The following is a 22,373-nucleotide window of genomic DNA, read 5'->3' as shown; positions in this document are numbered from 1 at the left end:
ATGAAAATCACTGCACCGATCAGCACGCCTGCCGAAGTCGAACCGCTGGTGCGGGCTGGCGCGCGCGAACTGTATTGCGGCGTCGTGCCTCCGGAGTGGATCCGGCGTTTCAACACTTCGGGCGTCAATCGCCGCGTGTTCGGCAACCTCAATGGCTATGCCGACCTCGAGCGCGTCATCGACAACGCGCACACGCTCGATGCCGAAGTGTTCCTCGTCCTCAACGCGCAGCAATACGGCGAGCAGCACCTCGACGCGCTGACCGAAATCGCCGCGCACTTTCGCAGCATCGGCGGTAACGCCGCGATCGTCGCCGACATCTCGCTGATCGCCTCGCTCGCGGCAAACGTGCCGGAGCTCGCGATCCACGTCAGCTCGGTGGCGACCTGCCGCAACGTCGAATCGGCGCGCTTTTTCGCGCAGCTCGGCGCGCGCCGCATCATCCTGCCGCGCGACGTCACCGTCGCCGAGATCGCGGCGATCGCGACCGAACTCCCCGAACTCGACATCGAAGCGTTCGTGCTCAACGACGGCTGCGTGTTCGAGGAGGGCGCGTGCCACACCGTGCATCTGCCGATGAACAAGGGGGGACCGATCTGCATCGACAACTACCAGTTCGAATACCGTACCGCGAGCGGCGAAGCGCCTGCCGAACGGGCGCTGCGGCGGCTGGAAAAGAACGACCAGGACTACAAGCGCTGGCTGTGGTATCGCTTCGGCAACGGTTTTTCGGTCGCGCCGAACCGCTATCCGTGGGGCCCGTGCGGCCTGTGCGCGATGCCGGCGATGCATGCGGCAGGCGTGCATTCGGTGAAGATCGCCGGGCGCGAAGGGGCGAGCGAGCGCAAGGTGAAGAGTGTCGAGCTCGTCCATGAGGTGTTGCGCCGCATCGAGGACGGCGAACCGGAGACGAAAGTCCGCGAATGCGCGGTCGGACTGCGCGCCGCGCCGAGCCACTGCGCGAGCGGTTACATGTGCTATTACCCCGAGAAACGCAGCCGGCCGGAGATCGCCGTTCACGCACAACCCGCCTGAAGTCGCCGCCGGATCGCTTCCGGCATAATCAATGAAAAGCTGGTTTCGTCGGCCGGATTCCAACCGCCTCGACGATCGCGGCGTCGATCAGGACGAGCAGCTGACGAGAACGGCGGCCGTGGAGCGACCCGGATGACCAGGCTATCCGACGGTCGATTATGTAACGGCATGTTTCGTTGCTGGGTGGGAGTCGCAAAACCGGCTGCATAACGCGTAGGCGTAATGCCGGCTGAAGTCTGGCAGCGCGGGGCGCTATGCAGGCTGCCCTGCGCGAACGTCATCGTGTCGGCCGGGCGCGCGAAAGTTGCTCGCGAATGGCTGCTGGGAAAGAATGCTTCACCGCACAAAAATACTGCGTGTGCGGTAGCAATAATCGAGGGTGCAGCGGGGCGGTCACAGCCCGGCACGCTGCACTCGAAGCTGAACCTGGCGGTTCGCGCCGCCACATAGCAGGCCCTGCCCGGACCCTCCGACGGTCCTATTCGGGGCTGAATCCCGGATCGTCGATGAAGCTATTCTCTGCGTGGCCCCGCTGGGTCCAAATCCTTTTTTCCGTCGCCCTTTTTACCTCCGTCGTCGCCGGCTGGATCGCGTTCGACTACCACAGCCACGCGCCGAGCACGGCTGGCAAGACCGAACTCGCACGCGAGTTCGAGTCCGGCCCCCACATGTGGCTGGACCGTCCGCTCGACGCATCGGTTTTCGCGGACAAGCTTCGACAGGGCGAGATCGCCGCGGTCGGGGTCGACGGCCAGCGCGTGCTGGCGACCACCCGCAGCGGTGAGCAATTCAGCACCGAGCTCGTCGCGGGCGAGGAAGGACTGCTGGCCGGCCTCGAAACCGCGAGCCGGGAGCAGGGTTTCGCGCTGACCCGCATCAGCGTGGACGCGCGCACGGTGGGCGAACGCATCGTCGCCAGCACGGGCAGCGTGCTCGAGCGGCTCTTCACGCTGTTGACGGTCGCCGCAATGGTGGTGCTCGGCGTCTATCTGCTGCGGCAAGGTGCAATGGGCGGCGGCGCGAAAGCCAGGCTCGCCGAGAAGCCGCAGACGAGTTTCGTCGACGTGGTCGGCGCGTCGGATGCGAAAACCTCGCTGCAGCAGGTGACTGCCTTCATGCGCGACCCGCAGAAATATCTCGCGCTCGGGGCCAAGCCTCCGCGCGGCGTGCTTCTCGAAGGCCCGCCGGGAACCGGAAAAACCTTGCTGGCACGCGCACTCGCCGGCGAATGCAAGGCCAATTTCATCGCCGTCGATGGCTCGCATTTTTCGAGCATGTTCTACGGCCAGGGCATCGCGAAAGTCCGCGAACTCTTCGCGACCGCCCGCAAGAATGCGCCCTGCATCATTTTCATCGACGAGTTCGACGGCATCGGCAAGCGCGCGAGTGGTGCGAAAGTCGAGGGCGGGCAGTCCGAAGAGAATCGCATCATCAACAAGCTGCTCGTCGAGATGGATGGTTTCTCGACGTCCGACAACGTCATCGTCATCGGCGCGACGAACCACGTCGGCAACGTCGACGAAGCGCTGCGCCGCCCCGGTCGTTTCGACCTCGTCGCGCGCGTCAACCTGCCCACCGTGCACGACCGCCGCGAACTGTTCGAGCTGTGTCTGACCCGCGTCCGCGCCGACTCCGGGCGGATCGACGCGGAGGCGCTCGCCCGCGCGAGCAGTGGCCTGTCGCACGCCGACATCACGAACATCGTCAATCGCGCGACGGTACTGGCGGCGGAGTCGGGCAGCGCTTCGGTGACCCAGGCTCACCTGCACCGTGCGCTCGAGACGCATCAGCTCGGTGGCGAAGTCTCGAGCCTCAAAGCCGCGTTCACCGAAACGCACCGCGAGCGCATTGCGGTGCACGAAGCGGGCCACGCGCTGGTCGCCCATGCGCTGAAAGCGGGCCGCGTCGAGCGCATCAGTATCGAGCCCCGCGGCCAGGCGCTCGGCGTGACCTTCGTCAGCCGCGAGGACGAAGTGCCGCTGTATGGCGAGCGTGAACTGAAGGCGCGGCTGTCGATGCTGCTGGCTGGTCGCGAGGCCGAACTGATGAGCTATGGCAACACGACGTCGGGCGCGGCCGATGACCTCAAGCGGGCCTCGGAACTGGCAATCGAAATGGTCAGCTCGATGGGGTTTTCGAGCCAGTTCGGGCTGCTGAGCCTCGCCGGTGTGCCCGATGCACTGGTCGGACCACACATCCAGGAGCGGGCGCTGGGCGAAGCGCGCGCGATGCTCGAAGCGGCCCAGCGCGCGTGCCGCGAGACGCTCGAACGCCATTGTCACGTGCTGCACGCCGTGACCGCGGCGCTGCTGAAGGACGACACGGTTTCCGGCGCGTTGCTGTGCGAGATGTTGCCGGCGCATGATTTCCACGCCGACGCGGCGAACGACGCGGCGGCACTGCGTGTTGCGATGGAAACGGTTCCCGGGCCGGTGTAAAGGATGGCCCCGGGGCTGGCGTTGGGTCGCGGCGGGGGTCAGAGACGCTTCGTCGCGACGATTGCTCCCCGGATCTCGCCTTCCTTGTAGCCGGTGGCGCGGTCGTCGGGATAATGCTCGTCGATAACCGCCCTGACTTCGGACTTGAGCTGGTCGCGCGGGCCGTGGCAGCTCAGGCATAGCGCCTGGGTCGGCAGGGCCTTCGCGTAGCGATAGACGTGCCCGCCAGCAGCCTCGACCACTTCCCCTTTCTCGAGACCGGCAGGGTTCTCGCCTGCGGCGGCGCGCCGGTCGAATTCTTCCAGCGCGGCTTTTTCCCAGGCGTCCGGCGTCGCGCGCTGCGCGTTGCGCGGCTTCAGGCTCACGCGCTTGAGCTGCCATCCGGTGCTCGCCGCGACTTCTTTCGCCATGGCCGGCGCCATGTCCTTGCACACCGGGATCGCCCCTTCGGGACCCACTTCGGCGATTTTCTCGTTCAGCGCGGCCAGCAGCCTCGGCGGTAGTGTGGACGCCGCTGCGCGCGCTTCCACGAGCATCGCGTCGTCGGCGGCGAGCGCGGAAAACGACAGGCAGGCACAGCCGAGCGCGACGGCCACGGGGGTGGGGAGGCACTTGAGGGCGGGCATGAGCTTCATCGGAATCTCCTTGGCTGTCGTATAAAAGTGAATGCTAATATTACACTCGATTTCCTTTGGGGGCGATCGACACGATGCACTTCACGTCCGGCCGCGACCTGGACGGGTCGCAGTGCAGCAAGTCACCCGCTTCGTATGGGTAAAAAGCGCTATCGCGGGCCGTTCCGCAAACCGGATCGGAGGCCGGGAAACCGCCGCTGGAGCGCCGGCGACGCAGTGCCCGGCTTATTCCGTGGTGCACAATAGGCTGGGCCTTGTGGTATCTTGGCCAAAAATAAATGGTTTGCAGATTTTTTTACCCCGACCCCCCCTGAATGACGCTTTTCTCGCTGATCGTTGCGCTGCTCATCGAGCAGCTGCGCCCGCTGCCGGTCCGGCAGGTTGTTCTGGATCCCCTCAGACGGTTTTCCCGCGTACTCGTTGACCGCTTCAACGACGGCCGGGCGCGCAACGGAACGATCGCATGGTGGTTGCTGATGCTTCTCGGGGTTTTGGGAGGCGTGCTGGTCTTCGTCCTGCTGTGGCTGATTCACCCGGCGCTCGCGTTCGCGTTCAATATCGGCGTGCTGTATCTGACGATGGGTTTTCGCCAGGAGAGCCATTACTTCACCGACATCCACCTCGCGCTGCGCATGGACGAACTTGCCCGCGCCCGCACGCTCCTCGGCGAATGGCGCGGCGGACAGTATTGCGAGGCGAGTTCGAGCGAGGTGGCGCGGCTCGCGATCGAGAAAGCGCTCGTCGCGGCGCACCGCAACGTGTTCGGTGTGGTGTTCTGGTTCATCGTCATGCCCGGGCCGACAGGCGCGATTTTGTATCGCCTGGCGCGCTTCCTCGGTGAGGAATGGGGGCAGCGCCGTGATGCCGAATTCGGCGAGTTCGGCCGCTTCGCGAGAAAAGCGTTCGCGGTCATTGACTGGGTGCCGGCCCGCCTGACCGCAGCGTCGTTTTCGGTCGTCGGCGACTTCGAGGACGCGCTGTTCTGCTGGCGCACCCAGGCGATGCTCTGGGGCGAAAGGGCGTCCGGTATACTGATTGCCGCCGGTGCGGGAGCGCTGGGAGTGCGTCTGGGAATGCCCGTCCACGAATCCGGCGAGATCGTCGAGCGGCCGGAAATGGGCGTCGGCGCGGAAGCCGATGCCGAATACATGCAGAGTACCGTGGGCCTGGTATGGCGAGCGCTGGTGCTTTGCCTGTTAATGCTCGCTTTGGTTGTGATAGCCGGTTGGGTTGGTCGTTGATTTTTGAGGAGGGAGCACTGAGATGGCGAATCGTGAAGTAGTGGTTTTGAGTGCGGTACGTTCGGCGGTCGGCGGTTTCGGCGGTTCGCTGAAGGACATGGAACCGGCTGAACTCGGCGCTGTGGTCGTCAAGGAAGCGATTGCCCGCTCCGGGGTGGACGCGAAGCAGATCAGCTTCGCCGCGGTCGGCAACTGCATCCCGACCGAGTCGCGCTACCCTTACGTCGCGCGCCTGGCGACGGTGCAGGGCGGCATGTCGATGGATTCGGTCGCCTTCGCGGTCAACCGCCTGTGCGGATCGGCGCAGCAGGCAATCGTCAATTCGGCGCAGGCCATCATGCTCGGCGACGCGGATTTCGCGATCGGCGGCGGCGTCGAAGTGATGTCGCGCGGCGCGTACCTGCTGCCGGCGCTGCGCAGCGGCGCTCGCATGGGAGACACCAAGGCGATCGACGCGATGGTTGCAGTCCTGACCGATCCGTTCGGGGTCGGACACATGGGTGTGACCGCAGAAAACCTGACGACGAAGTGGAACATCAGCCGCGAGGAGCAGGACGCATTCGCGCTGGAGTCGCAGAACCGTGCGGCGGCGGCGATCGCCGATGGCCGTTTCAAGAGCCAGATCGTGCCCATCACGTTCGAGACGCGCAAAGGACCGGTCGTCTTCGACACCGACGAGCATCCGCGCATGACGACGATGGAAGCGCTGGGGAAGATGAAGCCGGCCTTCAAGAAGGACGGTTCGGTGACTGCCGGCAACGCTTCGGGCATCAACGACGCGGCGAGCTTCCTGGTCCTGGCCGAGGCGGGCAAGGCTGCGGCCGCAGGGCACAAGCCGATCGCACGCCTGGTCGCTTACGCGATCGCCGGCGTGCCGAACGACCTGATGGGCGAAGGCCCGATCCCCGCTTCGAAGCTCGCGCTGCAGCGCGCCGGGCTGACGCTGGACAAGATCGACGTCATCGAATCGAACGAAGCGTTTGCCGCTCAGTCGATCGCTGTCAATCGGGGCCTCGACCTCGACCCGAAGAAGACGAACCCGAACGGCGGCGCGATCGCGCTCGGCCATCCGGTCGGTGCGACCGGCGGGGTGATCATCACCAAGCTGCTGCACGAGCTGATCCGCGTCAATGGCCGCTACGGCATGGCGACGATGTGCATCGGCGGCGGCCAGGGCATCACGACGATCTGGGAACGCGTTTGACCGCGTCTCGCGACCGGTACGAAAAAACCCCGCTGCGGCGGGGTTTTTTTTGCCAGTAATTCCGCCCGGCCCGGAGGGTGGTGGAACGAATCACCAGCCCTGCGTTTGCCGTTTTGCGTGGGTGATCTCTTCGCGAATGACGCGGAAATGCTCGAAGCGTCGCGCATCGATCGCGTCCGCTGCAATCGCCGCCCGCAGCGCGCATCCCGGTTCGGACTCGTGCAGGCAGTCGCGGAAGCGGCATTTTCCGAGGTGCGGCGCGAACTCGACGAAGCTTGCCGCCAGTTCGTCGGCAGTCAGGTGCGCGAGGCCGAAGGCTTGCAGGCCGGGGCTGTCGATCAGCCAGCCACCGTCGAGCCCGTAAAGGCGCGCGAACGTTGTCGTGTGCTTGCCGCTGTTCAGCGCTTCCGAAATCTCGCGCGTCGCCGCCTGCGCCCCGGGGATCAGGGCGTTCGTCAGGGTCGATTTGCCCATGCCCGACTGGCCGACCAGGATGCTCCGCTGGCCTGCGAGAAAAGGGCGCAGCGCTCCGGCGCCTTCGCGTGCGCTGAGTTCGACGATGCGGTAGTCCAGTTTCTCGAACGGCGCGAGGATTCGCCGGGCGGCCGGCAACTGATCACGCAGATCGGCCTTGTTCAGCACGATCAGGGTGCCGAGCTGCTGGCTTTGCGCAGCAGCGATGCAGCGCGAGATCAACAGGTCGGAGAAACCCGGTTCGGTCGCGACGACGACCACGACCTGCGTGAGGTTCGCGGCGATGAGCTTTTCGCGGAACGCATCCGACCGCCACAGCAGGTTACGGCGCGGGTGCAATCGGTTGATGACGCCCTGTCCGCTGCCGGTAGGGCTGACCTCGACTTCGTCGCCGCACGCAAAGACGCTTTTCTTGCCGCGCGGATAGCACTTCAGCCGCGGCTGGGCCGGATCGGAGCCGCTTGCAGCGTGATGTCGGGCGAGATCGACTTCATAGTGACGGCCGAACGCGGCGGTGATGACGCCGTTCAGGCTTGCGCCGCTGTCGGGCGATGGGGAGGCGGTCAATTGGTTTCCCAAGCGTCACGTGCCTGCGCGCAGGCGCGAAACCCGCAGCGAAGCTGGCGGGTGGGAATCGAAAAAGCGCGAATAGAGCGGGTCGGGCGTCAGCGTCGACGCGTTGTCGCGATACAGCTTGACCAGCGCCGCGGCGAGATCGGCTGCGCTCGCTTGGCGGGCCGCGTACGCGTCGGCCTGAAACTCGTGCACCCGCGACCAGTGGCTCATCAGCGGTCCGAGCGGAAACGCGAACACCGGCAGGACAAGCGCGAACAGCGCCAGGGCGACGGCGGTGCCGCCGGCTCCGTCTTCGATGCCGAGTCCGGCGAAGAACCACGACTGTCCCATCAGCCACGCGAGCAGCCAGAGCAGCGCGAGGCTCGTGGCGGCGACCACCGCGAGCCGCTTCCAGATGTGCCGGTGATGGAAGTGCCCGAGTTCGTGCGCGAGAACGGCCTCGACCTCGGCGGGGCTGAGCTTGTCGAGCAGCGTATCGAAGAACACGATGCGCTTGGCCGCACCGAAACCCGTGAAGTAGGCGTTGCCGTGCGCCGAACGGCGCGAACCGTCCATGACGAACAGTCCGCGCGAGCGGAAACCGCAGCGCGCCAGAAGGTTTTCGACGCGCTTTCGCAGCGCCTCGTCGGCGAGCGGGGTGAACTTGTTGAACAGCGGGGCGATGAACGTCGGCCAGACGAACAGTCCGAGCAGGTTGAATGCGAACCAGAACAGCCACACCCACAGCCACCAGTGCTCGCCCATCGCGCCCATCAGCCACAGCACCGCGGCGAGCACCGGCAGGCCGATGAGCGCGGCAAGGAGCGCTTCGCGCGCGACGTCGGCGACGTACAACGCCGGAGTCATCCTGTTGAAACCGAAGCGTTTTTCGATGACGAAAGTGCGGTATAGCGCGAACGGCAATTCGATGAGCCAGCCGAGGACGCCGAGCGCGGCGAGCAGCGCAATGCCATGGGCGAGCCCGTCAGGGTCGAACCATCCCGCAAGGACGCGGTGCATCGCCTGCAGGCCCCCGCCGAGCGTCAGTGCCAGCACGAAAGCCGCCCCGACCGTGGCGTCGACGACGCCCAGCGCCATCCGTGCGCAGGTGTAATCGGCAGCCTTGCGATGCGATTCGAGACCGATCGAGTCCGCGAACGGCGCGGGCACCTGTTCCCGCCGCCCCCGCACGTGATGCCTCTGGCGCACCATCAGCGCGACCTTGATGAACAGGGTGGCGAGAAGTGCGGCAACGAACAGGTTCGAGAAAGTGTCGGGTGCCATGCAGGAGGGGGTGGAAGGCGGCGGGGCGGGGATTTATGCCACAATCTGCGCTTTGTTAAAGCGGGCTGAAGGATTATGGCACAGGATCAGAACCACCTCATCTGGCTGGACATGGAGATGACCGGCCTCCAGCCCGATTCCGACCGCATCATCGAGATCGCGATCGTGATCACCGACTCCCAGCTCAACACCGTCGCCGAAGCGCCGGTGATCGCCGTGCACCAGCCCGACAGCGTGCTTGACGCAATGGACGAGTGGAACCGGAACACGCACGGCAAATCGGGTCTGACCGATCGCGTCAAGGCGTCGCTGATCGGTGAAGCCGACGCGGAGGCGCAGATGCTCGCGTTCCTGCAGCAACACGTGCCGGCGCACACGTCGCCGATGTGCGGCAACTCGATATGCCAGGACCGCCGCTTCATGGCACGCTACATGCCGCACCTCGAAGCCTGGTTCCACTATCGCAACCTCGACGTGTCGACACTGAAGGAACTCGCCAAACGCTGGCGGCCCGAGGTGTACAAGGGGGTCGAGAAAAAGGGCAAGCACGAAGCGCTCGCCGACATTCGCGAGTCGATCGCCGAACTGCGCCACTACCGGGACAATTTCCTGCGCCTCGTGCCGTGATTGTCGGCCAGGGCGGCGATCAGCTGCGGTCGGGAGTGCGCCGCATCGCCTCGGCTGCCGCCATCAGGCCTGCAGTGGACGCATCGTGATTCTCGCCCGACCCTGCTGAAAGACTGCGCGCCATCTCCTTGCCCAGCTCGACGCCGTACTGGTCGAAACTGTTGATTCCCCAGATCCAGCCTTGCACGAACACCTTGTGCTCGTACAGGGCCATCAGCTGGCCGAGCGAGAACGCGTCGAGCGCGGGCAGCAGCACCGTCGTGCTCGGCTGGTTGCCCGGGCAGACCAGATGCGGCGCGAGCACTGCCGCTTCGCTTTCCGCAAGTCCTTTCGCGCGCAGGCTGGCGAACGCCGTGTCGAGGTCGCGTCCGCTCATCAGCGCGGCCGATTGCGCGAACGCGTTCTCGACCAGGGAGCGCTGGGAGACGTCGTCAGCCGCCGCGACCGGGACGATGAAATCGAGTGCGACGCGGCGCGTGCCCTGGTAAAACAGCTGGTGGAATGCATGCTGGCCGACGGTGCCGACGCCGCCCCACACGATCGGCGAAGTGTGGATGACGCTCCCGGAGCCGTCGCGCAGGCAACGCTTGCCGTTGCTTTCCATTTCGAGCTGCTGCAGCCACGCGGCGAAACTGCGCAGGCCGTGCGCATAGGGCAGCAGCGCGAGACTTTCGATGCCGAGGAAATCGGTATTCCACAGGCCTGCCAGGCCCATCAGGACCGGAAGATTTTCGTCCGGCGGCGCGGTGCGGAAGTGTTCGTCCATCGCCCGGGCGCCGGCCAGGAATGCGTCGAACTCGCTCGCGCCGATCGCGATCATCAGTGGCAGCCCGATCGTCGACCACACGGAATAGCGTCCTCCGACCCATTCGGGCAGCGGGAAGACGCGTTCCGCGGGAATTCCGAATGCGGCCGCAGCGTCGGTCGCATTGCTGACTGCAGTGAAATGCAGCGCCGGATCGCACCCGGCTCCCAGGCCTGCCTGCAGCCACGCTCGGGCTGCCTGCGCATTGGCCAGGGTTTCGGCGGTCGCAAAGCTTTTCGAGGAGACGACGAACAACGTGCTGGCCGGGTCTGCGTCGGCGAGCGCTTCGTCGAGCTCGCGCCGATCGATGTTCGCGACAAAGCGGACTTCCGGTGTCGCGCGCAACCCGGTCGGTACGAGTGCCTGCGCCGCCATGCGGGGGCCGAGGTCGGAGCCGCCGATGCCGAGGTTGATGACCAGGCGGATCGGTTTTCCTGTCGCACCGGTCATCGTTCCGCTGCGCAGCGCCACGGTGAACGCACGCATGCGCTGTTGCGATTGCGCGAGGGTCGCGGCGTCTTCGGGCGGGGCTGCGCAGGCGCCGCGCAGTGCCATGTGCAGTACCGCGCGGTCTTCGGTGAAATTCAGATGCTCGCCGGCGAAAAGCGCTTCGATGCCGTCCGGCAGGCGAGCCTGGCCAGCGAGATCAATGAGCGCAGCGAGTGCCGGCGCGTCGATCGATTGCTTCGACAGGTCGAGCAGCAGGCCGCGGTGGCCGAAGGACAAGGTCGCGAAGCGCGCGGCGTCATGCTCGAACAGTTCCGCGATGCGCATGGTGCGCAACCGGGCAGCGTGGTTTTCGAGCGTGCTCCAGGCGGACAGCCGGTGCGGAGGGGTAAAAGGTTCAGTCACGGCGATAAAGACGGAATGTTTCGAGTTGTTTGCCACCTCCACGGCGATACTCCCAGATCTGCTGCCATTCCTGGGCTGGCCGGAGCGCGGCAGGGTTGCGGCTATCGTACACCAGCAAAAAGCTGCAGACCGTTTCATTGCCGGAAACCCTTTCGGGTCGCACGCCGGCGAAATAGTGGAACGAGGCGCGCTGGCTTGGCGACAGCTCGAGCATCGCGACGCAGTCGCTCCTTTCCCCCGCCAGCGCGATGGCCAGCGACGTCGCAACCGGACGGTAGCTGCGGTCGTAGTCGAACCACGGCATCAGCAGCACGACTGCGAGGCACCACAGCGTCGTCATGCCCATCGCCCAGCTTGCCGGGCCGCGATTGAAGGAGCGCGGCAGCCGCCACATCAGCACGATCCAGCTCACGCAGATGCCGAGCCCGGCGAGCGCCTGCGACACGCTCCCTTTGAGTTCGAACCCCGGGGCGACCCTCGCGACGTGGCGCGCAAGCCCGGGGGGCCAGGAAACGGCCTGTGCCGTCCATGCAATCCACACCAGCAGCGCGAAAACGACGAAGGTCATCACCGCAAACCAGTCGAAAGCGTTGGCTGCGCCGCGTCGCAGTGTCGGAATGCCCGCCGCGGCGAGCAACGCGAGCGGGGGGATCAGCGGGAGCATCGTCGCCTGGGCGAGACTGCCGTTGGCGATGATCCAGCCGCCGGCGAGCAGCGCTGACGCGATCGGCAGGAGCCAGGAAATCCGCATCAGCTGGCGGCGCGCGCGCCACAGCGACCACAGCGCGATCGGCCACAACGGCCAGGCGAACCAGCCGAACAGTTCGACCAGCCGGGAAAACTCGTCGCGCCGCAGCGGGTCCGCACCGAACTCGAGCCATTCCCTGCGCCACCACAGCGCGAGCAGTTCGGGAGCCTGGTAGTGAAGAACCAGCGGCCACAGCGCGCCGGCTCCCACGGCGAGGCTCAGTCCGAGAATCAGGCCGCCGCTGGCGCGCGGGTTGCGGCACTCGGGGCACGCAATGACGACGACGAGAAACAGCGGCAGCGTCAGCATCACGCCGGGCAGGCCGCCGGCGAGAAATGCGAGCACCGAGCCCGCAGCGGCCTGGAGGCTGCCGAGGGCGGGCCGCGTCGGGATCAGCGACAGGCCGGCAAGGGTCATCGCGACGAACGACATCACGGCGATCATCGGCTGGGTTTCGTGCGCGTGGAGCACCAGTCCCAGCGTGCCCAGCGTCAACAGCGCAGCCGGAGTGCGCGTGTGCTTGCCGTACAGCCGCGCCGAAGCACGGGCGATCCAGAAGATCGCGAGCGCCGTGTATAGCGTGGTGGCGAGGCGCGCCGCATCGTGGGGCGGCAGCAGCCAGCCGAACAGCAGCGCAAACACCGAACCCGTCCAGTAATACAGCGGCGGGAAACTTGTCGACGGTTCGCCGGCGATCAGCGGGAACAGAAGGCCGTTGCCCTGCAGCATCTCGAAGATCGGGCCGAAATGCCGGGCGTCGTCGCCACGCCACGGGACGTGGCCGGTCAGCCCGACAAGAAGATACAGCCCAACGAGCACGGCCAGCCCGGCCGCTCCGTAGAGGTGCTGTTTCGGCAGGGGAGAGTTGGGGGCGCGAGTCATTCGGGACGGGTGTCGGGCAGCACTTTTTGGTGCGGGGACCAGGACCACCACGGACACGTTTGCGACGCGCCGTCGTCGTCAGGGCGGGATTCTAGCCGGCAAACCATCGGGCGCGCTGCGAGGGGCCGACGGCGCGGCAGTGGTTGAATAAAAAAGGCAGCCGAAGCTGCCTTTTCTAGACTTTGGCCAGGAATCAGCCGAGGCGCTGAACGTTGCCGTATTTTTGGCGGAAACGTTCGACACGACCGGCGGTGTCGACGATCTTCTGCTTGCCCGTGTAGAACGGGTGGCAGGCCGCACACACTTCGACGTGCAGCGCAGGCTTGCCGAGCGTCGAGCGCGTCTCGAAGGTGTTGCCGCAGGAGCAGGTCACCTGGACTTCGGCGTATTTGGGATGGATGTCCGCTTTCATGATGATTCCCTTGTACGAGCGGGCGGTGACTGTGGCCGCCCTGAGAGCTGATTGGAAACGAGGAATTATCGTGGATGAGGGGGGCAAAAGCAAGGATCGGCGCACGGCTGCGGCAACGCGGTGGACCACGGTTGGCGGGGGCGCGGGGCGCGGCCGCCTGCCGGCTCCACCGCGGCTACCCGCCTGCACTGGCCCGCGATTGCCCCTACAATACGCGCCTTTCTTGCCGCAGTTTCGTGTGCGGCTCGTTCTGGCGCCGATGGAGGCGTTACCCAAACATGCGCCCGGTCACATCAGACAGTGGCCGAACCTGCTGCGCAGGAATCATCCTCGCGCCGGAGGCCTTTTCGAGGAGATCCGTTCGATGCGCCATCCGGCCGAAATCGACCCTGTCTTGATGCGTTGCGGGATCGTCGGGCCACTGCTTGCCGCCGGAGTCCCGAGTCGATGAGTTACGCCAATTCCCGCATTCCCGCAAGCGCCCAGTCCGGCATCCACGAGCAGCTCTTGCGTCGCGTCGAACGCCATCTCGCCGAGCCGTTCCGCAAGCCTTATGCCGACTACAACCGGGCGGCGTTCACCGCGAGCCTGGAACGATGGAACGGAACCGCGCCGCTGATCCTCGATGCCGGCTGCGGCGTCGGACACAGCACGATCCAGCTGGCGCGCAGCTTTCCCGATCACTGGGTGATCGGCATCGACCAGTCTGAGGACCGCCTGAACCGGCGCAAGCCCTACCCGCAGGCGCTGTTGCCGACGAACATGGTGTTCGTGCGCGCCGATCTCGTCGATTACTGGAGATTGTGCTGCGATGCCGGCCTGACGCTTGCACGCCACTACATCCTTTATCCGAACCCCTGGCCGAAGATCGGGCATCTTGCGCGGCGCTGGCACGCCCACCCGGTGTTCCCGTTCATCCCGCGGCTCGGCGGCGTGCTGGAGTGCCGCAGCAACTGGCACGTCTATATCGAGGAGTTCGCCTGCGCGCTGGAGCGCGTGACGGGACAGGAAATCGTCCCGGAGGAATTCGAGGCACCGATACCGCTGACGCCTTTCGAGCGCAAATATCGGGACTCCGGCCAGCAGCTGTATCGCGTCATCTGCGACCTCGGCCCTGCGGCTTGCGCGCCGCTGCCCGAAGGCGCACCCTGCCTGCCTTGACGGAGAAGAAACGATGAATATCGAAGCAGCGCCCCAGGACGAAACGCCGAACTCCCATCTGCTCGACGACGCGCAGTTCGAAGCCCTCGAAGAGCTGCTCACGTCCGACGCGGTGCCCGAAGACTGCATGGACCTGGAGATGCTCGACGGGTATCTCGTCGCGGTGCTCGCGTCGCCGCGGCGGATTGGGCCGGAGCGGTGGCTGCCCGACGTGTGGTCCGCGCATGGCGAGGACGTGTCGTTCGGTTCGGGAAGCCAGATGCAGCGGGCAATCGGGCTGGTGCGGCGCTATTACAACGAGCTGGCGACCACGATCGGCGAGCCCGAAGGGTGGGAGCCTTTTTGCTACGCCGCAAGCGACGGCGATTCGTTGCGGATCGGCGAGGAATGGATCGAAGGCTTCGCCCAGGGGCTCGAGCTGTGGTCGGACGATTGGGACCAGGGCGTGCCCGAGGACGCGGCGCAGGCCGTGCGGGATGCGATCGACACGATGATGGCGCCCTGGGCCGACGAAGCGGCGGCGAGCACCGCTGAGGACGCCACGCGGCTGCAATGGCTGGAACTGGCCGTCACGGGAGTCAGCGAGATCATCGGGCAGTGGCGAAAGCTCGGGCTCGCACCGGTCGAGCTGCTGTCGGTCGATGAGCCGGTTGCCCCGGCACCGGCAAGTGCGGGGCGTAACGAGGCCTGTCCGTGCGGCAGCGGCAAGAAATACAAGAAATGCTGCGGCGCCCCGCGATGACGGGCAGTTCGACCGATCCGGTTCCCGCCATCGAGCGCATGGCGCGCGGTCCGGCGAGCTGATGAGCGACGATCACTGCGTCCGGTGCGGCGCGTGCTGCGCGGCTTTCCGAGTGGATTTTCACCGCTCCGAGCTGGCGGGCACGACGGTGGGCGGCGTGCCGGATGTGATGACCGTGCCGGTCACCGGGGCGCTGGTGCGCATGCGGGGCACCGACGAAGGGCCGCCGCGTTGCGTGGCCCTGGCCGGCGAGATCGGTGTCCGCGCCCATTGCACGATCTATTCGAACCGGCCTTCGCCGTGCCGCGACTTTGCGCCTTATGCGGCGCTCGGGATCGGCGAAGATGCGTGCGACCGTGCGCGCGTCCGGCACGGCCTGCCGCCGCTGCAGCCCTGAAGCGGCCCGGTGCGCCGACGCGTCCGCCCGTGTTGGTTTCCGGGCGTTGCCGGTTTCGATCACGCGGGAAATCCGACCGCCGCCAGCAGGTTCAGCGGGCCGATGCGGCGCACGACCTCGATCTGTTCGGGGCGGCGCACGAACAGCGATCCCCCGAAGCCCAGCGCGTTCACCGAGATGCCTTCATGCTGCTCGCGGCTGCGCGGAATCACGACGAGCCAGCCGCCGCCGGTCAGCATGTTGTAGGGCAGCATCGGATCGCGGTCGGCAGCGATGCCGAGTGCGTCGCAGGCGGCGTGGAAAGCCTGGTGCAGGGCTGCTCCGTTGAGGGCGGCGGAATCGCTGCCCGGCGGCGCGGGCCGGAGACGCACGAAACGATGTCGCCACGGGAGCTTCGCGTCGAATATGGCCTCACCACGCCCGACCACGGGCAGGCGGGCCGTGATGCGGTCGAAGTTCGAACTGGCCGGAGTGGTGCCGGGAATCCATTGGAGATGCTTGTGGCGCTGGCTCGCGCCGGCTTCGGTGCCGCCATTGTAGAAGCCGAGCCCGCCGAGCTCGGTGGTGACGCGCGCGAGGGCGACGAAATCCGCAAGGCTGAGCGGCACGGTCTGGGATTCGAACGCCCGCGTGACGATGAGCAGATGGCGCTCGATCACCGGATATTTGTTCAGCACGGCGAGATGATGTTTGCCGACCGGCCCGACGTTCAGGTCCTCTTCGGGCGGCAGAAAGGGGTTGTAGTCCGGATCGCGGCGCAACGCCGCGCTGACCCGGCCGGCATCCTTCAGCGCGAGCGAAGATACCCAGCGAACGGTGAAGTCGAAGTCTTCGTCGCGGATGAATGCACGCTCCGTGCGGATCGGCTGCAGCGCCCCCGATTCGTTCGCGTGGACGTACGTGCGGTCGATTCTTGGCAGGAGCGGCAGCGGCATGTTTCTCGTTCGCGGAGGCGGCAGACAGTGAGTTGGCAGTGTAGGCTTGCGGCTTCCGATCGATCAATTGATTCGCGCAGCTCGAGAGGGCTGTGCGGGAGTATGCAATGACAATTTCCTTTGCCGTGCGCGGCGAATACATCCAGCTCGACCAGCTGTTGAAAGCGACCGGGCTGACCGGAACCGGCGGCGAAGCGCATGCCGCCGTCGAAGGCCAGCGGGTCCTCGTCGACGGGCGGGCCGAATCGCGCAAGCGGGCCAAGCTGCGCCCGGGCCAGACGGTCACTTTCGGCAACGAGACGGTCGTCCTCGTTGCCGCGCAGGGCTGAACCGGCTCAGCGTTCGTGCGGGGCCGGGCTGGCCACCGGATCGCGCGAGAATTTCTCCCACAGCCATCCTCCCGGCAGATCCCGACCGCTCAGCACATAGGTGAGGGCGTGTTCGTTCGATAGCGTCAGGTCGAATTCATGCCTCGCCTCCTGCCGGCCGACCAGCAGCAGTTCGTCGCCAGCGCGGATTTCAGTGTCGGGATCGGGCAGCAGGAAGTGATCGTCGTCGTCGCGGTGCAGGTACAGCACCTCGCACGCGAGTTCATCGTCGCGGTTCGACGGGGCGCGCAAGATTTCTCGCAGGGCGATCGTCGCGCCATGCATCAGCTTGTGGTGAAGTGCCGGTGCCTGGGTGAAGCTGATGCGTTCGCTCCAGACGCTGGGTACCTGCCAGCCGAATCGTCCGGTCAGCCTGTCGAGCAGCGCCGCGCACCAGGGTTCGTCGCGGCGCTTGACCTCGTTCAGGAAGGGCACGAGCAGCGGCGTCGTCAGGATCGCCAGGCATTCGTGCGCGATGATTTCGCTGGGCACGACGTCGACGTCGGAATCGTAAGCCTCGAACAGTGAGTGGTTGGCATAGTGGTTCTGGCGCAGGATCACGAACAGCGCCGGGTTCAGTTCGCGCGCGGTCACCGCGATCGACAGGTTGTCGACATCGTTCCCGGTGCCGGCGATGATGCCGGCAGCTTCGCGCACGCCCGCCTGCTCGAGCGCCGCTGCGCCGGTGCCATCCCCCTGCACCCAGCGGTGGTGAGGGTCGTCGGATGGTTCGCGGTCGATGATCGTGATCGATACCGCCGATTCCTGTTCCATCGCCTGCACCAGCACTCGCCCGAAGCGCCCGTGTCCGCATACGATCCAGCCGCCCGGCGGCGGGTCCCGCTCACGCTCGACGGTCGTCCCCGGCAGTCCCGTCAGCCAGGTCAGCAAATGCCACGCGGCCGGCGCGTGCAACGCGAGCGACAGGTATTCGGCGAACTTCTCGAACGGGTTGATGATGTAACGCGTGCCGAACGAGGCCATGTTCGCAGCGGTTTCCGGCGTCTCGGCGCGGCACAGCGCCGGGATCTTCGGCGCGAGCAGACGGGCGGCGATCGCAATTGCGAGGTTCGCGCTGTCGTCGTTCGTCAATGCGATCACGCCGATGCAATACGGATGGGTGAGGCCGGCGAACTGCAGCAGGTCGGGATTGCGTGCGTCGGCACACATCGTCGGCACGTCCGCCCGGTAGCTGTGCAGGTCGATTTCGCCGGCCTTGACTTCGTCGCATTCGACGACGACGGCGCGATAGCCAAGCTGGTCGAGCGCGCTGCAGATCAGCCGTCCGGTCTCGCCATATCCGCACACGAGGTAGAACGGCTCGCGCAGGCGCTTGACTGCGCGCAGGAAGCGATGCGTGCGGATCGCCAGTTGCAGGCTGCGATCGGCGAGCAGGGCAAACACGGTTCCGACGCTGTATGCCCAGCCGATCACCGACAGGTAGATGCACAGCGTCACCCACAGGCGCTGCTGGTCGGAAAATGCGTACGGAATCTCGCCGAAGCCGATCGTCGTCGCCGTGTAGCTCATGAAATAGAGCGCGTGGAAGAAGCTCAGGTAGTGGACCTTGCCTTCGTCGTCCACGCCCGGCGCGAGCGTCAGGCCGAGCACCGAGACCGCAAGGATGCTGATGAGCAGGATCAGCGGCGCCCGCAGGCGGCGCATGATCAGGAAGATGATGCTGTGATGGCGCAGCAGGGGCGTCATCGGTGCGCCTGGCCGCCTAGCGGCGCTGCATGATCGTTTCGGCGATCAGGATGGCCACCGACACGACGTTCGCGAACAGCGCTCCGCCCGACAGTGAAACCACCCGGGCGACCATCTCGGGTGTCACCCCACCGGCGGAGACATGCGCGGCATAGCCCCATACCATCGCGGCGGCGATGAGCTGCAGGTCTGCCACCAGGCTCGTCGCCAGATGGACCGCGCCGATCTGGGTGCGGTCGCCGAACTTGAGGACGGTCGCGATCAGGCTCACGACGATCGCGGCGAAAAGCTCGTAGATGTCGTGGTGCGAAGGGTCGTCGATGTCGCCGACGAAGAAGCCAAAGTTGAGTGTGGCGGCGAGCACGATGAAGAAGCCGAAGATGACTTTTTCGAGGTTCATGTTTTTCTCGTTGCCGGATCGCTCTGCGGCTCGTCGGTTGTCATCGGGATTCAGTCGGGCGGGATATTCCCCGGGCAATTATAGGGGTCGGGGGTGACGCACGACTGCTTCACTCGTGAATATCGCCCTCCACATACTGCCAGCGACCCTGCGTGCGCACGAAGCGGCTCGTCTCGTGCAGGCGATGGGCGCGGCCGCCGACGCGATATCGCGCGACGAACTCGACGACCGCGGCATCCGCACCGGTCTGGACGTGTTGGCGGATCTGCAGCCCGATCCATTTGGGCGCCGGGTCGGTCGTGAAATCGATCGCTGCCGGGCGGGTCGACGGATGCCAGCTCGCGAGGAGATACGACTCGTCGCCCAGTGTGTACGCGGTATAGCGGCTGCGCATCAGCGCCTCCGCGGTGTCGGGCAGAAGCTCCCCGGCGATGAGCGCAGCGCAGCAGTCGTCGAACGACTTGCCCGACTGGCAGGGGCAGGGTGGGGCGGCGGTTCGTCGCATCGGCGCATTCAATTCTATTGCACGCGCCCGAGAATCTCCCGCAGCACATACGGCAGGATGCCGCCATGACGGTAGTAATCGACCTCGACCGGCGTGTCGATGCGGCACAACACCGACACCTCGATCCTCTCGCCATTGCGCCGGTGCACGACCAGCGACAGATCCTGCTGGGGTTTGAGCGTCGCATCGATGCCGAGGACGTCGAACGTCTCGTCGCCGACGAAACCGAGACTCTCCCACGAGTCCTGGCCCTTGAACTGCAGCGGCAGCACGCCCATGCCGACGAGATTCGAGCGATGGATGCGCTCGAAACTTCTGGCGATAACGGCCCTGACGCCGAGCAGCTGCGTGCCTTTCGCGGCCCAGTCGCGGCTCGAACCGGTGCCGTACTCCTCGCCGGCAAAGATCACCGTCGGCGTGCCGGTCGCCATATATGCCATCGCGGCGTCGAACACCGTCGTCTGCCGGTCGTCGAGAAGCGTGTAGCCCCCTTCGACGCGCGAGCCGTCCTGTTTCGGCGGCAGCATCATGTTCCTGATCCGCACGTTGGCAAAAGTGCCGCGCACCATCACGTCGTGATTGCCTCGCCGCGAGCCGTAGGAGTTGAAATCCTGCTTCGCGACGCCCTTGGCGATCAGCCACTGCCCTGCCGGAGTTGTCTCCCTGAACGAACCGGCCGGCGAGATGTGGTCGGTCGTGACCGAGTCGCCGAGCATCAGCAGCACGCGCGCGCCCTTGATGTCGGCGACGGCGCCGGGTTGCGGCGAGAAACCTTCGAAGAACGGCGGACGCGCGATGTAGGTCGACTCCGGCCACGCGTACACCTGTCCCGCCGGCGCCGAGATCTCGTTCCACAGGTCGTGGTCTTTCGTGAAGTCGGAATACAGGCGCTTGAAAGTCGCCGGATCCATCGCATAAGGCATCACTGCGGCGATCTCGTCGGACGTCGGCCAGATGTCCTTCAGGTACACATGGTGGCCGTCCGCTCCGGTGCCCAGCGGGTTCTCGGTGAGATCGACGTTGGCCCGCCCCGCGATCGCGAACGCGACCACGAGCGGCGGCGACGCGAGAAAGTTGGCGCGGATGTTCGGATGAATGCGCGCTTCGAAATTGCGGTTGCCCGACAGCACTGCGGCGGCGATGACGTTATGCTCGCCGATCGCCTCGTTGAGCTCCGGCGCGAGATCGCCCGAGTTTCCGATGCAGGTCGTGCACCCGTAGCCGGCCAGCGCAAAGCCGAGCTCGGCGAGCGGTTCGAGCAACCCGGCTTTCTGCAGGTAGTCGGTGACGACGCGCGAGCCGGGTGCGAGCGACGTCTTGACGTGGGGTTTCACGCGCAGCCCTTTCGCCACCGCTTTCTTCGCCAGCAGGCCGGCGGCGATCAGCACCGCCGGGTTGCTGGTGTTCGTGCAGGACGTGATCGCGGCGATGAGGATGTCGCCATGGCCGAGGTCGACGCCCGGCAGCTTCGTCGGAAAACGCGTGCCGAGTGCAGCTTCCGGCTGGCCGAAGCCGTTTTCGCTCGCCGGCCGGGAGAACAGCCGGTCGAACATCTCTTCCATGTCGGACAGCGGAATGCGGTCCTGCGGCCGCTTCGGCCCGGCGAGCGACGGGACGATCGACGCCAGATCGAGCGTCACCGTCTCCGAGTAGTCGATCTCGCCCGCCTGCGGCACGCCGAACAGCTGCTGCGCCCGGAAATAGGCTTCGAACAGTTCGCACTCGACGTCGCTGCGGCCAGTGCCGCGCATGTACGCGACCGTCTTGTCATCGACCGGGAAGAAGCCCATCGTCGCGCCATATTCGGGAGCCATGTTGGCGATCGTCGCCCGGTCGGTGACGGTCAGGCTGGCGGTGCCTTCGCCGAAGAACTCGACGAACTTGCCGACGACCTTGTGCCGGCGCAGCAGTTCGGTGACGGTCAGCACGAGGTCGGTCGCCGTGACGCCTTCGTTCAGTCGCCCCTTCAGTTCGACGCCGACGACGTCCGGCGTCAGCAGGTAGACCGGCTGGCCCAGCATGCCGGCTTCGGCTTCGATCCCGCCGACACCCCAGCCGACGACGCCGACGCCGTTGATCATCGTCGTATGCGAGTCGGTGCCGACCAGCGTGTCCGGGTAATACAGCATGCCATCCCCGGTGTCGTGCCCGCGCACGCCGCGGAACAGATATTCGAGATTGACCTGGTGGACGATGCCGATGCCCGGCGGCACGACGCGGAACGTGTCGAATGCCTGCATCCCCCATTTCATGAACTGGTAACGCTCGCGGTTGCGCTGGAATTCGAGTTCCATGTTCTGTCGCAGCGCGAGCGGCGACCCGTAGTGGTCGACTTGCACGGAATGGTCGACGACCAGATCCACCGGCACGAGCGGTTCGATCAGCTTCGGGTCGCGGCCCATGTCGGCCGCGACGTTGCGCATTGCGGCGAGATCGCACAGCAGCGGCACGCCGGTAAAGTCCTGCAGCACGACGCGGGCGACGACGAACGGAATCTCGGCGGTGCGCGGCGCGTTCGCTGTCCAACTGGCGAGCTGGCGCACGTGGTCTTCGGTGACTTTCCTGCCGTCGCAATGGCGCAGCACGGCTTCCAGCACGATGCGGATCGACACCGGCAGGCGCGAGATCGTCGCGATGCCGGCGGTTTCGAGTGCCGGCAACGAGTAATAGCGGCCGCTGCGCCCGCTGGGCGTGGAAAAGGTTTTCAGCGTGTCGAACAGAGTGTGGAGCATGGTCCGTCTCCCGATGAATGGGGCTTCGTCGAAGGGCGCGAGGTGACGCCGCCGGGTGCATATCTGTTATTGGAACCCTTGCTGGCGGCGCCCGTTCCCGTCGTACTCCTTTGCCCTGTTTAGTTGAAAGCCTCGCGCAAAGCAATGACGGCGCGATGAGAGTGACGCCACCCGGCCCGCAACCTGAGCGGGAAGAGTAGAATCCCGGCGCGGCAACGGGATGACCCGAATGCT

General features: G+C 65.9%; 20 protein-coding genes. 9 read left to right on the top strand and 11 right to left on the bottom strand.

Going from position 1 to position 22,373, the window contains the following annotated elements; genetic code table 11:
* Together pbN1_RS02295 and pbN1_RS02290 are read left to right on the top strand one after the other, a co-directional pair.
* Nucleotides 1-1,035 (top strand): U32 family peptidase, encoded by a 1,035-nt coding sequence (locus tag pbN1_RS02295; protein WP_169201482.1) that lies wholly within the window; start codon nt 1-3, stop codon nt 1,033-1,035.
* Between the two features lie 506 nt (nt 1,036-1,541).
* A complete protein-coding gene (locus tag pbN1_RS02290; protein ID WP_169201452.1) occupies nt 1,542-3,473 on the top strand; it encodes an ATP-dependent metallopeptidase FtsH/Yme1/Tma family protein in 1,932 nt (643 codons plus the stop codon).
* A gap of 38 nt (nt 3,474-3,511) precedes the next feature.
* Here pbN1_RS02290 and pbN1_RS02285 read toward each other — a convergent pair whose 3' ends face one another.
* On the bottom strand, nt 3,512-4,108 hold the full coding sequence (locus tag pbN1_RS02285) for a Tll0287-like domain-containing protein (protein ID WP_169201453.1): 597 nt from the start codon (nt 4,106-4,108) through the stop codon (nt 3,512-3,514).
* A gap of 314 nt (nt 4,109-4,422) precedes the next feature.
* Between pbN1_RS02285 and pbN1_RS02280 the strand changes: the two genes are divergently transcribed.
* Both pbN1_RS02280 and pbN1_RS02275 read left to right on the top strand, forming a co-directional pair.
* Nucleotides 4,423-5,349 carry a CobD/CbiB family protein gene (locus tag pbN1_RS02280; protein WP_169201454.1) on the top strand — a complete coding sequence of 309 codons (927 nt, stop codon included), beginning with the start codon at nt 4,423-4,425 and terminating at the stop codon, nt 5,347-5,349.
* 22 nt (nt 5,350-5,371) lie between these two features.
* Nucleotides 5,372-6,553, top strand: a complete 1,182-nt coding sequence (locus pbN1_RS02275; RefSeq protein ID WP_011238757.1) for an acetyl-CoA C-acyltransferase family protein — start codon at nt 5,372-5,374, stop codon at nt 6,551-6,553.
* A gap of 90 nt (nt 6,554-6,643) precedes the next feature.
* Here pbN1_RS02275 and rsgA read toward each other — a convergent pair whose 3' ends face one another.
* The gene (gene rsgA, locus pbN1_RS02270) at nt 6,644-7,594 is read right to left on the bottom strand and encodes a ribosome small subunit-dependent GTPase A (protein WP_244857131.1); all 951 of its coding nucleotides are present in this window, start codon (nt 7,592-7,594) and stop codon (nt 6,644-6,646) included.
* A 15-nt stretch (nt 7,595-7,609) separates the two neighbouring features.
* Entirely contained in the window at nt 7,610-8,866 is a 1,257-nt protein-coding gene (locus tag pbN1_RS02265; protein ID WP_169201455.1) for a M48 family metallopeptidase, read from the bottom strand.
* Nucleotides 8,867-8,941: 75 nt separating this feature from the next.
* On the opposite strand from pbN1_RS02265, the gene orn reads away from it, so the two are divergent.
* On the top strand, nt 8,942-9,493 hold the full coding sequence (gene orn / locus pbN1_RS02260) for an oligoribonuclease (RefSeq protein WP_011238760.1): 552 nt from the start codon (nt 8,942-8,944) through the stop codon (nt 9,491-9,493).
* Nucleotides 9,494-9,512: 19 nt separating this feature from the next.
* On the opposite strand, the gene pgi is transcribed toward orn, so the two are convergent.
* From pgi to rpmE, 3 genes are all read right to left on the bottom strand, one after another.
* Complete coding sequence (gene pgi, locus pbN1_RS02255; RefSeq protein ID WP_244857129.1) at nt 9,513-11,072, bottom strand: glucose-6-phosphate isomerase; 1,560 nt, start codon at nt 11,070-11,072, stop codon at nt 9,513-9,515.
* A 70-nt stretch (nt 11,073-11,142) separates the two neighbouring features.
* The gene (locus pbN1_RS02250) at nt 11,143-12,780 is read right to left on the bottom strand and encodes an ArnT family glycosyltransferase (protein WP_169201457.1); all 1,638 of its coding nucleotides are present in this window, start codon (nt 12,778-12,780) and stop codon (nt 11,143-11,145) included.
* Nucleotides 12,781-12,973: 193 nt separating this feature from the next.
* Nucleotides 12,974-13,192, bottom strand: coding sequence for a 50S ribosomal protein L31 (gene rpmE, locus pbN1_RS02245; protein ID WP_011238763.1), 219 nt, complete (start codon nt 13,190-13,192; stop codon nt 12,974-12,976).
* Between the two features lie 447 nt (nt 13,193-13,639).
* On the opposite strand from rpmE, the gene trmB reads away from it, so the two are divergent.
* The 3 genes from trmB (at nt 13,640) to pbN1_RS02230 (ending at nt 15,492) form a co-directional block, all read left to right on the top strand.
* A complete protein-coding gene (gene trmB, locus pbN1_RS02240) occupies nt 13,640-14,353 on the top strand; it encodes a tRNA (guanine(46)-N(7))-methyltransferase TrmB (protein WP_169201458.1) in 714 nt (237 codons plus the stop codon).
* A 13-nt stretch (nt 14,354-14,366) separates the two neighbouring features.
* Complete coding sequence (locus pbN1_RS02235; protein WP_169201459.1) at nt 14,367-15,095, top strand: UPF0149 family protein; 729 nt, start codon at nt 14,367-14,369, stop codon at nt 15,093-15,095.
* 61 nt (nt 15,096-15,156) lie between these two features.
* On the top strand, nt 15,157-15,492 hold the full coding sequence (locus pbN1_RS02230; protein WP_169201460.1) for a YkgJ family cysteine cluster protein: 336 nt from the start codon (nt 15,157-15,159) through the stop codon (nt 15,490-15,492).
* A 59-nt stretch (nt 15,493-15,551) separates the two neighbouring features.
* Here the strand turns inward: pbN1_RS02230 and pbN1_RS02225 are convergent, their stop codons facing one another.
* On the bottom strand, nt 15,552-16,427 hold the full coding sequence (locus pbN1_RS02225) for an ATP adenylyltransferase family protein (RefSeq protein ID WP_169201461.1): 876 nt from the start codon (nt 16,425-16,427) through the stop codon (nt 15,552-15,554).
* A gap of 107 nt (nt 16,428-16,534) precedes the next feature.
* On the opposite strand from pbN1_RS02225, the gene pbN1_RS02220 reads away from it, so the two are divergent.
* On the top strand, nt 16,535-16,756 hold the full coding sequence (locus pbN1_RS02220; RefSeq protein WP_169201462.1) for an RNA-binding S4 domain-containing protein: 222 nt from the start codon (nt 16,535-16,537) through the stop codon (nt 16,754-16,756).
* 6 nt (nt 16,757-16,762) lie between these two features.
* Here pbN1_RS02220 and pbN1_RS02215 read toward each other — a convergent pair whose 3' ends face one another.
* The 4 genes from pbN1_RS02215 to acnA all read right to left on the bottom strand — a co-directional run bounded on the left by pbN1_RS02215 (nt 16,763) and on the right by acnA (nt 22,139).
* Nucleotides 16,763-18,502 (bottom strand): potassium channel family protein, encoded by a 1,740-nt coding sequence (locus tag pbN1_RS02215; RefSeq protein ID WP_169201463.1) that lies wholly within the window; start codon nt 18,500-18,502, stop codon nt 16,763-16,765.
* Between the two features lie 16 nt (nt 18,503-18,518).
* Entirely contained in the window at nt 18,519-18,902 is a 384-nt protein-coding gene (locus pbN1_RS02210; protein WP_053422113.1) for a DUF6394 family protein, read from the bottom strand.
* A 109-nt stretch (nt 18,903-19,011) separates the two neighbouring features.
* Nucleotides 19,012-19,407: a YchJ family protein gene (locus pbN1_RS02205; protein WP_169117237.1), complete on the bottom strand. Its 396-nt coding sequence runs from the start codon at nt 19,405-19,407 to the stop codon at nt 19,012-19,014.
* A 14-nt stretch (nt 19,408-19,421) separates the two neighbouring features.
* Complete coding sequence (gene acnA / locus pbN1_RS02200) at nt 19,422-22,139, bottom strand: aconitate hydratase AcnA (RefSeq protein WP_169201464.1); 2,718 nt, start codon at nt 22,137-22,139, stop codon at nt 19,422-19,424.
* Nucleotides 22,140-22,373: the final 234 nt, after the last annotated feature.

The sequence above is a fragment of the Aromatoleum bremense genome, from assembly GCF_017894365.1.
Classification (GTDB): domain Bacteria; phylum Pseudomonadota; class Gammaproteobacteria; order Burkholderiales; family Rhodocyclaceae; genus Aromatoleum; species Aromatoleum bremense.
This window is presented reverse-complemented; position numbering and strand designations above follow the sequence as displayed.

Coding starts and splice junctions, on each gene's coding strand:
- pbN1_RS02280 (WP_169201454.1), top strand. CDS start 4,423: ATGACGCTTTTCTCGCTGATCGTTGCGCTGCTCATCGAGCAGCTGCGC.
- pbN1_RS02230 (WP_169201460.1), top strand. CDS start 15,157: ATGAGCGACGATCACTGCGTCCGGTGCGGCGCGTGCTGCGCGGCTTTC.
- pbN1_RS02275 (WP_011238757.1), top strand. CDS start 5,372: ATGGCGAATCGTGAAGTAGTGGTTTTGAGTGCGGTACGTTCGGCGGTC.
- acnA (WP_169201464.1), bottom strand. CDS start 22,139: ATGCTCCACACTCTGTTCGACACGCTGAAAACCTTTTCCACGCCCAGC.
- pbN1_RS02220 (WP_169201462.1), top strand. CDS start 16,535: ATGACAATTTCCTTTGCCGTGCGCGGCGAATACATCCAGCTCGACCAG.
- pbN1_RS02215 (WP_169201463.1), bottom strand. CDS start 18,502: ATGACGCCCCTGCTGCGCCATCACAGCATCATCTTCCTGATCATGCGC.
- rpmE (WP_011238763.1), bottom strand. CDS start 13,192: ATGAAAGCGGACATCCATCCCAAATACGCCGAAGTCCAGGTGACCTGC.
- pbN1_RS02265 (WP_169201455.1), bottom strand. CDS start 8,866: ATGGCACCCGACACTTTCTCGAACCTGTTCGTTGCCGCACTTCTCGCC.
- pgi (WP_244857129.1), bottom strand. CDS start 11,072: ATGCGCATCGCGGAACTGTTCGAGCATGACGCCGCGCGCTTCGCGACC.
- orn (WP_011238760.1), top strand. CDS start 8,942: ATGGCACAGGATCAGAACCACCTCATCTGGCTGGACATGGAGATGACC.
- pbN1_RS02205 (WP_169117237.1), bottom strand. CDS start 19,407: ATGCGACGAACCGCCGCCCCACCCTGCCCCTGCCAGTCGGGCAAGTCG.
- pbN1_RS02210 (WP_053422113.1), bottom strand. CDS start 18,902: ATGAACCTCGAAAAAGTCATCTTCGGCTTCTTCATCGTGCTCGCCGCC.
- pbN1_RS02250 (WP_169201457.1), bottom strand. CDS start 12,780: ATGACTCGCGCCCCCAACTCTCCCCTGCCGAAACAGCACCTCTACGGA.
- pbN1_RS02225 (WP_169201461.1), bottom strand. CDS start 16,427: ATGCCGCTGCCGCTCCTGCCAAGAATCGACCGCACGTACGTCCACGCG.
- pbN1_RS02285 (WP_169201453.1), bottom strand. CDS start 4,108: ATGAAGCTCATGCCCGCCCTCAAGTGCCTCCCCACCCCCGTGGCCGTC.
- pbN1_RS02235 (WP_169201459.1), top strand. CDS start 14,367: ATGAATATCGAAGCAGCGCCCCAGGACGAAACGCCGAACTCCCATCTG.
- pbN1_RS02295 (WP_169201482.1), top strand. CDS start 1: ATGAAAATCACTGCACCGATCAGCACGCCTGCCGAAGTCGAACCGCTG.
- pbN1_RS02290 (WP_169201452.1), top strand. CDS start 1,542: ATGAAGCTATTCTCTGCGTGGCCCCGCTGGGTCCAAATCCTTTTTTCC.
- trmB (WP_169201458.1), top strand. CDS start 13,640: ATGAGTTACGCCAATTCCCGCATTCCCGCAAGCGCCCAGTCCGGCATC.